8 protein-coding genes are annotated in these 12,911 nt (G+C 63.2%); all 8 read right to left on the reverse strand.

Annotation, left to right across the window (positions count from 1 at the left end; all coding sequences use genetic code 11):
• Window positions 1-31: 31 nt before the first annotated feature.
• The 8 genes from AB4O41_RS16070 to AB4O41_RS16105 are packed head-to-tail and all read right to left on the reverse strand — an operon-like array spanning window position 32 to window position 12,909.
• Entirely contained in the window at window positions 32-1,759 is a 1,728-nt protein-coding gene (locus AB4O41_RS16070; protein WP_460143887.1) for a formylglycine-generating enzyme family protein, read from the reverse strand.
• Window positions 1,752-2,948 (reverse strand): ABC transporter permease, encoded by a 1,197-nt coding sequence (locus tag AB4O41_RS16075; RefSeq protein WP_460143888.1) that lies wholly within the window; start codon window positions 2,946-2,948, stop codon window positions 1,752-1,754. Before AB4O41_RS16075 ends, AB4O41_RS16070 begins: the two co-directional genes overlap by 8 nt.
• Window positions 2,948-3,664 carry an ABC transporter ATP-binding protein gene (locus AB4O41_RS16080; RefSeq protein WP_460148356.1) on the reverse strand — a complete coding sequence of 239 codons (717 nt, stop codon included), beginning with the start codon at window positions 3,662-3,664 and terminating at the stop codon, window positions 2,948-2,950. The genes AB4O41_RS16075 and AB4O41_RS16080 overlap by 1 nt, the downstream gene beginning before the upstream one ends.
• Complete coding sequence (locus AB4O41_RS16085) at window positions 3,664-6,735, reverse strand: serine/threonine-protein kinase (RefSeq protein ID WP_460143889.1); 3,072 nt, start codon at window positions 6,733-6,735, stop codon at window positions 3,664-3,666. The genes AB4O41_RS16080 and AB4O41_RS16085 overlap by 1 nt, the downstream gene beginning before the upstream one ends.
• Window positions 6,732-7,463 (reverse strand): PP2C family protein-serine/threonine phosphatase, encoded by a 732-nt coding sequence (locus AB4O41_RS16090; RefSeq protein WP_460143890.1) that lies wholly within the window; start codon window positions 7,461-7,463, stop codon window positions 6,732-6,734. Before AB4O41_RS16090 ends, AB4O41_RS16085 begins: the two co-directional genes overlap by 4 nt.
• Window positions 7,464-8,117 (reverse strand): type VI secretion system-associated protein TagF, encoded by a 654-nt coding sequence (gene tagF, locus AB4O41_RS16095; protein ID WP_460143891.1) that lies wholly within the window; start codon window positions 8,115-8,117, stop codon window positions 7,464-7,466.
• Window positions 8,114-11,614 carry a type VI secretion system membrane subunit TssM gene (gene tssM, locus AB4O41_RS16100; protein ID WP_460143892.1) on the reverse strand — a complete coding sequence of 1,167 codons (3,501 nt, stop codon included), beginning with the start codon at window positions 11,612-11,614 and terminating at the stop codon, window positions 8,114-8,116. The genes tagF and tssM overlap by 4 nt, the downstream gene beginning before the upstream one ends.
• Window positions 11,611-12,909, reverse strand: coding sequence for a DotU family type VI secretion system protein (locus tag AB4O41_RS16105; protein ID WP_460143893.1), 1,299 nt, complete (start codon window positions 12,907-12,909; stop codon window positions 11,611-11,613). The genes tssM and AB4O41_RS16105 overlap by 4 nt, the downstream gene beginning before the upstream one ends.
• Window positions 12,910-12,911 lie beyond the last annotated feature (2 nt).

The raw sequence follows: 12,911 nt of genomic DNA on the forward strand, positions 1-12,911 counted from the left end.
GTCCCTTCCAAGCTCGCTGTACAACGAACGATCAAGACCGCTGAGCGTTCGATGCGAGCAATTCCTTCAATATCGCCGCCGGGTCGGCTCGTCGTTGCTGACGATAATCACCGACATGGCGAACGAATAACGTCGCGCGCGTTACCAGGCTCTTGCCCAGTACCGGCTTGCGCTCCAACTCTTCCTTGATGCGTTGAAATTGCGCCTGGATCACGGCATCGGTGTAGCGCGTGCCAGTCGCCAGGTTGTCGATATAGATCGCCACCGCGCCGTCCAGCGCGCTGCGGCCATTGTCGATGGCGGTAGCGAACAGCTTGGCGCTGGCCTCGTCCCTGGCGTCCACGGCCTGCTGGCGACTCTTCTGTAAATTGGTCAGGCGAATGTTGTAGTTGTTGATGGTTTCGGCCACCAGGGCCGCCGACTGGATCAGGTTGCCGGCCGCTTCCTCACGCTGCTGGGCGATGAGCGAGACGTTGCGCTTGAGCTCTTCGTTGACCAGCCCCAACTCGGCTTGCAGGCGCGGGTCGACACTGGCGGCAATGATGCTGTCCAGGCGTTTGGTCGGGTCCTGGGCGTCGTCAATGGCATCGGTCAGCGAAGCCAGCCGACCTTCTTTCTGCCATTGGGCAAACAGTTCCTTGTAGCGCGAACGTGGCGCCGACAACGCGCCAATCGCGACCCGGAAGCCGGTGGTTTCGTTGCTTTGCTCGGTGCCGTCGGCGGCGAACAGCGGGTACTCGCGACGCATCCCGGTAAACAAGGTGCCCTCGCCCTCCAGGTAATTGCCGCCCTTGACCACGAAGCCGCCATAGGTGCCTTGGCGGCGTCCGGAATGCACAAGCTGGAAGGACTCCTGGACCATCTCGGCGGCGTTGCCGATCACGTCAAACAGGCCGATGGGGTTTGGCAATTTGGTACCGATCGGCATCAGGCGCGCGGCCTGGCCGGTGCCACCGGCGACCTGATTGAAGACTGCCCAGTCCGCCAGTGGCCCATCGCTTTCGCTGCCTTCCAGACGCCGGGGAAACAGACGCCCTTCCAGGTCCTGACGGCTAACGGCCTGCCCGCCACGGGCAGCAAATTCCCATTCGACCTCAGTCGGCAAGCGCACAAAACCCAGCCCGCCCTCTTCCGCCGAGGTACCACGACCGCTCACCGGTAGCAGGTCCTTGTGGTATTTCATCAGCCAGGCGCTATACACCGCAGAGAAGCGTTCGGCCTCAAAGCGCGACAATTTCACCTTGGGCAAACGCCCGGCCATGCCTTGCGGGGCCTCGGCTTGCAATGCCTCGCAGGCCGGCGCCGGCTCGCCGCTGGCCAACGATTGCGCCTGGGCCATGACCTGGGCGTACTGACGGGCGGTGACTTCGTATTTGCCGATGAAATAGAGCATCGGTTTGAGCGGGGTCTTGGCGTCCGTCTTGGGCATCAACGGCGTGATGGTCTTGCCCCAATCCTTGGGCAGATCCTTGAGGGTGAATTGGCCGTTGATAAAGTCCCGGCGGTAACCGGAGATGAACGACTGTTGATAACCGGCCTCGCCCTCGCTGAATGGATAGCCGAGGCTGATCTCGCGGTCGTCCAGAGTGCCCTGCGCCAGGATGTAGACGTAACGGAACACCATCTGCCCTTCGCACGGCAGCGGCAGGCTGATGTCATCGGGCAACGGCTTGGGGTTGTCCAGTTTGTCGGTGCTTTCATCAGCCCAGACCATGCTGGCCAGGCTCAGCGCCACAGCGGCGCCCAGTAACTTATACATCTCTAATTCCTTCACACGCCTGGATACGCGCCACTCGCCAGCCACCACAGACTGCCGCCACGGCGCTGACGCCGAGTACTGCCGCCAGGGCCAACGCGTAGTGACGCGCCAGCAGATGGCTGGCGTACTCGCCCGGCATCTGCGCAAATAAATGGTTTAAACCCGATTGCGCCAAGCCATACAGCCCGGCACTCAACAGGGCGGCAAGGCCGGCGCTGTACAGCGCCTGCACCACCACAAACAACAGCAACGCCGCCGTGGAAAACCCCAGCAGGCGCAACACTGACAACTCTCGGCGCTTGCGCTCGACCGCCGCCAGCGCGCCGGCAAAAATCGCCGCGAACGCTCCCGTCAAGGCCAACCCCGCGATGATCCAGAACACGATCGACAGGTTGCGGCTCAGCGATTGCACCTGGGCGATGGTCTGGGCCTGGGTCGAGACCAGCAGATTCTGTGCAGCGAAGTACTGACGCAGCTGCTCGACATCCTTGAGAGTGCGGGCGTACAGGCGAAACGCCGGATACACCCGCTGCTCCGTCACGCCCGCCGCATCACCTGGCCAACCGAACGCTGGCACGGCGCGACCATCCCGGTAATCTTCAGCCGCTTCCAGTAACGCCAATGATGCGAACAATCCGTCCCGGGCGAAGGCTTCCAGCGGCAGAACGTGCAGCACCTGGACGCGAGTGCGCTGCGCCTCGCCACGACCAGCCACCTGCCGACCAAAACTGGCCTCCAGCCAATCACCGGCCTTGGCCCCGAGTTTTTCGGCGGCGGTCTGGCTGAGCAGCACCTGATCCAGCCCTTGGGGCACCGGTAGACTGCCGAGCAAGGGATCGTTGGCGGCGGTGGGGATCATTTCGACGGTCACCGCCGAAGCGCCAGTGGTCAGATCCGCCGTCGCGGCAATCTGCCGGGTGCGCGGCAAGGCGAAAGCCACGTCGCTGCGCTGGTTCAATTGTTCGATAAACGCGGCACTGAACCGGCCGCCACCCAAGGGAATGATTTCCCGCGTGGCCGGGTCGTTTTCCAGGCGCTCGGTCAAACTGCTGACCAGGCCGAATTTCAAGCCGAACAGCACCAGCAGCGGTGCGACCACCGCCACCAACGCCAGTACCGAACAAGCCGACAGCCACGCATCGTTGCGGTAATCCTGCCAGGCGAGGGAAGCCACCAGCGCGCTGCGCATCAGCAGGCCTCCCCGAGAACGGCGGTGACACCGCCATCGATGTCGCGATGACAACTGATGCGCCGCACCTGCAAACCGCTGGCGCGGGCCAGTGATTCGTCGTGGGTCGCGACGACGCAGCACACGCCATGTTCGCGGGCCTGGGTCACCAACAACTGCATAACTCGTTCGGCGTTCAGCGGATCGAGGGCGGCGGTCGGTTCATCGGCCAACAGCAGATGCGGCCCATGGGCCAGGGCACGGGCACAACTCACCCGCTGCCGTTGGCCGACGGACAAGTCACCCGGTTTTTTGCCCAATTGATCGGTGATATCCAATGCCCCGGCCAAGCGATCCACACTGCCATCGTCTTTCAAGCCGAGCAGTTTGCGCGACAGGTCGATGTTGCCGCGCACGTCCAGAAAATCCAGCAGGCCACCGGTTTGCAGCACGTAACCCAAGTGCCGGCGGCGCAGGTCAGCCAAGGCACTTTGCGCCTCTGCGCGCCACAGCCCGGTAATGTCCATCCTGGTTTGGCCGAGCGCAAAATCAAACTGCCCGGCCTGATCCGGCGCCAGCACCAGCGCCAGCAAATCGAGCAACGTGCTTTTGCCACAACCACTGGGACCGACCACCGCCAATTGTTCACCGGCATGCAGTTGCAGCCGTGGAATCACCAGGCTGTAACGCTGGCTGCCGACGCCCCGGTGTTTGTGCACTGCGCTCATGTTCAGCATCACGGCAGCGTCGACAACGGAACGCGGTACAAGGCATCACCCGGTTCGGCATCGCCGAAACGCACCCAGTTAGCCAAGTCGTTGTGGAAGGTTTCGTAGAGGCGGATCTTCGAATCCAGCTCGTCGATAAAGTCCTCCTGCTCGGCCACGCTCAGCGAAAGCCACAAATCCTGGGTCATGTTCAACGACTTGCTGCGGTAAGGCAGCCCCTCCAGGTACTCACCCAGAACCCCGCCATCGGCCAGGTTGCCACCCTTGCGCAAGGCCGAAGGATCACGGCTCATGTAGGCACTGGCGCTGGCGATTTCCTGGAAGAAATTCTTCGGCGAGGTCTGGGTCTTGCGCGCGGCATCAACGATCAGTTTCAGCGATTGCTGCAAGTCGTTGAGCTGCAACTTGGTCAGCATCACGCACACCTGGAACGCCGGCAGCGCCGGGTTGGTCAGGTCGCGGTCAGCGGTCCAGGCACTGACCAGTTGCGGCGCCTGGCTGGCGGCTTTACGCCCCAGGAAGTCCATGTGCATCGCGTAACCGATGGCTGCCGACTTGTCAGTCAGACTCGGCGCGGCGCTCAGCAGCGGCACGGTTTGCGGCTTGTTGCCACGCACCTGATGCACCAGGTCGGCAAACACCGAACCGATCTCGTCCACCCGCTCACCGAACTTGCGCACATCGGCGCCTGGTACCGGAATGTACAGGTCGCCGATCTGCGGGTTGGCGTCGGCGGTCAGGGTCCGATATTGGCTTTGCGCACCGCCATGGGTTTTCTTGCCGGCATCGCTGAGCAGGTGCAAGGCGTAGATCTTGATCTGCTTGCCCAGCGCGGCTTGGCGCACTTCGGCCTCGTTCATTTGCGTGGCGGCATACGGGTCGTTCTTGCGCAAGGCACCGGCATCGGTGACTAACAGGATCAAGCGCCCGCCATAGCCGGACCAGTCCATGCCCTCGACCGCTTCCATCACACCGGCAAACGCATCTTCGTTGAACGAATGGCTGGAGACCGTGGACGCCTTGACCTGACGCGCCAGGTCCATGAAGCGCTGTGGGTCGCGGCCCTGTTCCAGGGTGATCAAGGTTTTGGCGACGTATTCCAGGCCTGGGGTTTTCTGGGTGCTGCTACGAAACCCCACCAGACCGAAGCTGACACTGTCCTGCTCGCCCCGCTCGGCGATGCGGGTTTGCAGTTGGTGTACGACGTCGCGAACCTGATCGATGTAGGGCTGCATGGACACGGTGGTGTCAACGACCAACACCACGGCGGTGCGGAACGCGTCGGCGTTAGCGGTAGTGATTGGCGTGTTGTTGGCAGCGGCCTTTGGAGCATCACCGGGATCGATGGACGCCACGTTCAGCAACTGCACCGACTGACCGTTTTCATCGAAGCTCTCGCGCGAGTCGAAAATCGGCAACAGGTAAAACTGGTTTTGCGGCACCGCACTGGCGGCCGGTTCCAGGGCCAGTACCTGCTGGTTGTCTTCGCGATTCTGCTGGGCCTTGAGCAGCACGTTTTTGGCTGCCGACGGATCGGCCAGCAGCTTCTCCACGTCACCGGGCTTACGCAGGAACATCACCGGCGCACGGCCGGAGCGTTCGGTGAATTTAAGTACCAGGCTTTGCTTCCAGTCGCTGACTTGAGCGGCCGGCAACCAGCCGTCAGTGCGCCCGTCGGTGGCAGCGCCGACACGCAGCCAAGGGCTGCCATCAAGCTCTTTGCGCTGATAGACATAAAGCACGGAAAACGCCGGCAAGGCCTTGTCAGGTGTGGCCCCCGGGTCGCTGACGAGTTTCGCCCCCGGCTTGCTGAGCACTCGCTGGAACAAGGTTTTTTTGCCGGCCATCAGCAGCGGCCGCTGACCGCCATCGACCTCCGTTGCCACGGGAGGCTTTACGGGTGGCGCCACGGTCGGCGGCGCACTGGCCGGCGGTGCACTGGCCGGCGGTGCTGAAACCACCGGCACCTTGGCGTCGGCTTCGACATCACCGGACAGCCACCAATAACCCGCGCCGCCCAAGGCCAGCGCCACGGCTACCGCGACGAAGGCGAGTGCAAACACCGGCCCCTTGCGCTGTTCCGAGACCGTGGACGACGGCGTCGGCTTCACAGTCGGCGGAACAGGCTTGGGTACAGGCTTGGATCGAGGTTGTGGCTGCGCGGGGCCGGTCGGTATATCGATGGACACCGGCGTCAGTCCCGCCAGGTCATTGCTCACCGCAATCGGCGATACCGCAATTGGCAATGGCCGGATGGTGGTCGCTTCAACCGATTCCCGAGGCAGATTATCCAGCGCCTGCAACAGCGCCGCTGCATCCGGGAAACGCTCGGCCGGATCCTTGGCCAACAGCTTGCGCAGCACTTCTTGATAGCGACCGTGGTGCACCGGCAGCTCCGGCAACGGTTCGGTCAAATGCGCCAGGGCCGTGGAGAGTGCGTCGTTGCCGGTATACGGCAGTTTGCCGACGAGGATTTCGTAGAGCACCACGCCCAGGGCATAAAGGTCGGCCCGGCCATCAATATCCTGGCCGCGCGCCTGTTCCGGGCTCATGTAGCTGGGAGTACCGACGGCGAAACCGGCTTGGGTGAACTGGGTGCGGTCATCCATGGACTTGGCGATGCCGAAGTCTGAGAGCACCGCCGTGCCATCGGCACGGAACAGAATGTTCGCCGGTTTGACATCGCGATGAACCAGCCCCAGCCCATGGGCGTAGCCCAGGGCCGAGGCGATCTGACGGATATAGATCAGGCCCTGCTCCGGCGTCAGACCGGCGGCGATGCGCTCCTTGAGCGTGCCGTTGGGCAGGAATTCCATGGCCATGTAATACAGCTCACCGACATGGCCGATGTCATGGATGGTGACCGTATGCGGGTGAGACAGGCGCGCCAGGGTTTTACCTTCGCGCAGGAAGCGCTCGCAGAAACTCGGGTCGGCCGCCAGCGCAGCGGCCATAACCTTCAATGCCACCTTGCGTTCCAGCGAGCGCTGGGTCGCCAGGTAAACGCTGGCCATGGCGCCTTCGCCGATCTCATCGCCGATGTCGTAGCCCGGGATCAGAATGTTCGCGGTGAGGCTCATGAAGGCACCTTCACGACGATGACGGTGATGTTGTCCGGAGCGCCGCGCATCAGGCCCAGGGACACCAGGCTGCTGGCGATTTCGCCGGGCTCGTCGTGACTCAGCACCTCACTGATCTCATGGTCAGCGATGGTTTTGTTCAGCCCGTCGCTGCACAACAGGTAACTGTCGCCGGGCATCAACAGCAGCTCGACTGTCGCCAGCTCCAGTTGCGCCTCGACCCCAATGGCACGGGTGACAATATTGGCCCGTGGATGCACCCGGGCTTCAGCTTCGCTGAGCAGGCCGCTGTCCTGTAGATCCTGAACGTAACTGTGGTCCCGCGAGATGCTTTCGAGCAGGCCGTCACGCAGGCGATACAAGCGGCTGTCACCCGCCCACAGGCACACCCCGCGCAAGCCGCGCGCCGCCAGCACCACCACCGTGCTACCCATCATGGTCACGCCGCGGTTGGCGGTTTCTTCACGCACGGCGGCGTTGACCCGCAGCAGGTCGGTTTTCAGCGCCGCGACGTATTCATCCAGCGAGCGGCCCACGGCAATGCTACGCAGACTGTCGACAATCAGACTGCTGACGTAGTCGCCCGCCGCGTGCCCACCCATGCCATCGGCGACCACCCACAGGCCGTTTTCCGGCCGGTCCAGGCAGGCATCTTCGTTAACCTGACGGACCATGCCGACATGGCTCTTGCTTGCAGACTTGAACGTCTTTCCAAGGCTTGGACACATCTACACAACACCTTCTTGGCCGAGCAAAAATTGCGCAAAATCAGCGGCGGCCGGCAATCCCTGGCACCGCAACAAACCGGGCGCGATACGCTCCGAACCCTGGCCCCACCACAGGCTCACGCCTTCGCAGGCCGACTCGGCGAGCGCATACATCCGCCGTTGCGGGTCGCTGGCATCGAAGCGATGCAGGCTGGCGAATCGACTGCTCGGGGTGCGTGGGAGATACATCGGGCTGCCCAAGGTCTCCAGCTGCGCGCCGAAGGCTTCGAAACTGGCCTCCACGTTCAGCGTACTCAGCAACAGATTCTCCACCCGCTCAAACCAATCATCCGCACCGCCGACCACCGATGCCGGGTCCGCATCCGGGTCCAGTAGCACCGCGACGGTCAGCGGAAAATACCGGCCAACCCGATCGATGCTCGGCATCACCACGCCGACGGCAGCGTCCGGCCCGCACACGCCAGGGGCGATCATGAAGCGCCACAAGGGACTGACCAGATAGGCGTCCAGCCAACGCTCGCCGAGGCTTGTCTGGCTGGCGAGCAGACCAGCCGCCAGCCACGAATCCCAGGGGTCGATAAAACTCTTAGGCAAGCCACGGCTGACAAAGTCCCCGCGACTGGCCAGCTTTCCATAGAAGCCCGGCGTGCTCATAACCGCTCCGGCAAGCTGAAACCGTTGAGCACACGACTCTTGAATGGGTTGAAGGCGCTGTTGGCCCGCAGCTCATAAGAGACGCTGGCGCCATCGACCCGCAGCCGCAGGTTGAAGCGATCCGGCGAGTTACCGGCGGTCAGGTCCGATTGCTCCAGCAGGCGGAACCAGGCCCAAGGCCCGTCCAGGGTGATGCCCGAACGACCACTGGCCGAAGGCGGCATGATCGAGATCCGCACCACGCCGATGCTGCCGGGGTTGGGCCATTGCATGGAGGTAGGGCGGCTCGGGCCGTGGTCGTAACTCAATTGCTGGCCATCGAGGTCGAGCAAAAACTGGGTGATGGTGGCGTCCATCGCCACGGGCTTGAGTTCGAAGCGCACCATCGGCTGGGTGCCGCCGGAACGGAAAAACGCATCCCGGATGGTCGCTGCCCGCTGGAAGGTTTGCAGCACGCCCGGGGCGATGCCGAGCTTCTGTGCGGCGCCCGGTTGCCAGCGCCAGGCCTGGGTCGAGGTATCCACGTACGGTTGCAGGTATTTGCGGAAGTAGTTATCCATCACCCCGCCTACGCCGAAGAACTGGCCGAAGTCGTCCAGGGTTGCGTCCCGCGCACTGCCGGGCGACATCGGATAACGTCCGGCCAGGGACTGGCGATAGATGTTCACCACTTCGCTGGTCCAGGCCGCGTTCAGTTGATTGCGTACCCCGCCCATCATGCTGTTGGTGGTGGAGTTGACCACCGACTTGACCAAGCCCTGTACCAGCGGCGGCTGACGTTCGGCGTTGAGGCTGACCCGTGTCGCGGCCGCCGCGGCCTGGTTCTTGGCTTCGCCGAGCAAGGCGTCGCCGCTGGCGCCGACCATGGCGCTGACCTGCACATACAGGGCGTTCATGTCGGCCAGCAGGCCGTCGATGGCCGCCGGCTCGCCTTCGTTTTTGCTGACGATGCTGTTGAGTTCGGCAAAATGCGCGGTGATGGGATCTTCACTGGCCTGCGGTGTGTTTTGCGTCGCCTGCTCCTGGCCGAGCAAGGTGCCCAAGCGCTCCTTGAGCTTGTCGACCCCGCCTTCCACCGGCGCGCCCTTGGCGGCCAGCAGGCGTTCTTCCTGTTGCAGGTCGGTTTCCTTCGCCACTGCTACCAGCAGTTTTTTTAACGGCGAGGTCGGGCCGGAAATCACCCGCAGCACATCGGCGGCCTGGGCCACGCTGGTGATCGGCACAAAGTCGATATCAGCCAACAAGGCATCCCACTGGCGCTGGTAATCCTGGAAATACAGACGGCGCACGTCGGCGGCCAGGCTGGCGACGTTCTGTTGTTCTGCCTGGTCGCGACCGAGCACCCACTGCTCCTCGGCCAAGGTACCGGTCTGGCTCAGGCTGGTGAGCAAAAACCCTTGGCGATAACCCTTGGCGGTGAAGAAACCACTCAAGGGTTCGCCCAGCGGCTTGCCGCTCTTGCGGCTGAACACCAGCGCGGCATCACGCCCGGCCGCCTCGTTGATCCGAAAATCCGGGATGCCGTCCGGCAGTTTCTGGCGCTTGACCCGGTCATAGACGCGCTGGGCCACCGGCAGCTGCTGCAACTGTCGGCGCAGGTCGTCGATCAGGCGCGGGTCCAGACGTGCGGTGGGCGGATGGCGCTCGAACAGTGCCTGCAAATGCTCCCCGAGGGCTGCGCGCTGCTCGGCCGGCAAGTCGCGCGGCAGGCTACGATCCCAATCCAGGGCGATCCACGCCTTGATGAAGTCGGCATCGTAATGCTCGCTGTCGGCGAGCATCAGGTAGGCCTTCAAACCTTCGTAAAGGAAGTCTGAATTGCCGCCGCCGTGCAGTTGCTCTTCGATGCGCGTGAGCAAGCGTGGCGCGAAGACCGCGATCAGCAGCTTGCGATAGACGCTGCCAGACTCGGCTTCAAGCATGTTGCCCTGATACAGGCCCAGGCCTTCGGCCCAGCTCGGCGCGTCGTCGGCCAAGTGCTTTACCGCGCTGAGCAAGGGCAACACCGCCAGCACGTCCCGTTGTGCCGGGCTGAGGTTCTGCACGGCCTGGCCCAGGGGCGCAACTTTCTGATCGACTTGCGCGATATACGCCTGGTTGGCGCGGTAGCTGACCCACCACAAGGTCCCGACCACCAGCACCAGGGCCACGGTCGAGGCCAGCACGCCCCGGGCAATCCACTTGCGCCGACGTTCGACTTTCGGATTGACCCCCACCAGCCCACGCTCGGCAAAGGCCACGGCGCTGAAGAGTTTTTCAATGAAGTAACTGCGCCCGGTGCCGTTCTGGCGCGCCAGATGCTGGCGGTCCAGGTTCATGCTCTGGGCCATGGAGCCGATCAGCCGGTCAATCGGGCTGCCTTCCTGGGTGCCGCTGGTGAAATACACACCGCGCAACAGCACCCGCTCTTCAAAGGCGTTGGGTTTGAATACGCCCTCAAGGAAGCTTTGCAGGCAATCTTTCAACGCGCCGAACTGTTGCGGGAAGCCGTAGATCAGATCGCGCCGCGCCGGGTCGCGTTCCTGTTGCAAACGCTCCACCAAACGGTCGTTGAGGCGCTGTTCCAGGCCGGTGAACTCGCTTTGCAGATGGGCCAGCGGGCTATCATTGTTTTTGCCGTCGTCCAGGGCAAAGGTCATACCCCAGACCTGGGCCCGCTCTTCCTTGCTCAGGGTATCGAAATACTCCATGAACCCTGGCACCAGATCGAGCTTGGTCAGCATCAGGTAGATCGGAAAGCGCACGCCGAGTTGCGTGTACAGCTCCTGGATACGCAGGCGGATCGCGGCGGCATGGGCAGCGCGCTCGGCGTCGCTGCCCAGCAGCAGATCGGAGAGGCTGATGGCGATAAACGCGCCGTCGATCGGACGCCGGGCCCGCTGTTTTTTCAACAGGCCGAGAAAACCCAGCCACGCGGCTTTATCGACTGTCGCGTCGCTGTCCTGGGTGGTGTAGCGCCCGGCGGTATCGAGCAGCACGGCCTGATCGGTAAACCACCAATCGCAATTGCGCGTGCCACCGACGCCACGGACCGCCCCGGCGCCCAACTGCGCCGCCAACGGAAAATGCAGCCCGGAATTGACCAGCGCCGTGGTCTTGCCCGAACCCGGCGGGCCGATGATCACGTACCACGGGAGTTCGTACAGGTTACGACGCTCGTCACCGCCCAGCTTGGCTTTCTTCAACAGCGCCAAGGCTTCGTCCATGCGCTGGCGCAGGGTTTCGAGCTCTTCGGCAGTGGCGATGCTGGTCGGGTCCGGCGGGGTTTGCGCCGCCAGGCTGCGCATCACTTCAGCGGCCTGACGGCGAGCCTGGATGATGCGAAACAGCCGATAGGCGATCCACACCGCGAACACCAGAATGATCAGCGCCCAGCGCCGGCCTTCGGGTACCAGGAACTCGAGCAGCGGCCCGACAAACCAGATGATCAGGCTCAGGGCGATCAACCCCAGCAATGGAATGACCCAGCGGATGATAAAACTGAAAAACGCCTTCACTCGACCCCCTCCGCCAACACTGTAATTTCGACCCGACGGTTGCGTGCGCGGCCCTCTGTTGTCGCGTTCGAGGCCAACGGTTCGGTGTCGCTGCGGCCTTCGGCGCTGAAGCGTTCCGGCTGCCCGGTTTTGGCCGAAAGGATTTGCAGCACCGAAGTGGCCCGCGCCTCGGACAAGGCCCAATTCGATGGAAACCGCAAAGTGGCAATCGGGCGATTGTCGCTGTGGCCGGTCACCCGGACCTGGCCCTTGACCTTGCGAACGGCATCGGCGATGCGCAGCATCAGCGGCTGAAAATTGTCGACGATGCTGGCGCTGCCCGAAGCGAACAGTTCATCGCCACGGATGGTCACCACTGAACGGTCAACGGCGTCTTCCACCGCTATCCGCCCAGCCTTGATTTCATCGGCAAGAAAGCCCGCCAGGCGCGGACGCTCGATCAGTTTCGGTTGCACCACCGGACGGTCGATGGCCTGCACCGGGATCTCACCCAGCGCATGGATATTTTTAAACACCGGCTCGGCATCGGCGGCCAGTTTCAAGCGCAGGCCGAACAGCAGTGCCAGCAGCAACGCCACGCCGATGGCCACGGCGATCCATGGCGGCATGAATTGCGCCAGCCGGTCGCGGGCCACGCTGACGCCACGCCAATGGGGCGACAGTTCACGCTCATAATCGCCACGGGCACTGCGGATGACTGCACTGGTGCGTTCACGCAAGGCTTCCAGTTGGCTGCGACCGTCGTTCATGACCCGATAACGCCCTTCGAAACCCAGGCACATGCACAGGTACAACAGCTCCAGCAGATACAAACGTTCGCGGGGGCTTTGCAGGCAATGTTCCAACAGCTGGAACACCTTCTCGCCGCCCCAGGCTTCGTTGTGCACGGTGATCAGCAGGCTCTGTTTGCCCCAATCGCTGGCACCACCCCACGGCGTACTCAACACTGCTTCATCCAGAGCCGTGCACAAGGCGTAACGGGCCAGCAATACATCGTTGCGCACCACACCGGCAGCCTCGGCGCGTTCCTCGAACTGGCGCAGGTAGGCCAGTAATTGCGCCCGCAGGCTCGCTGGCGCCGGGTGGGCAATGGTGTTGCGCAAGCGAGTCAGCAAAGCCAGCAACGGGCCAGCGGCGCTCTCCAGGGGGTTGAGACCTTCGGCCGTGCCGATCAAAAGCGGCGCGGCCGGCATCGAAAGTGGCGCGGGCTGGACGCGACCAGCCTCCGGGCGGGCCGGGTCGGCACCACGGCCACCGGGTGTCGGCATGAATTGGGTACGATCGTCGTTGCTCATTG

It is taken from the genome of Pseudomonas sp. S2_A02, assembly GCF_054668495.1.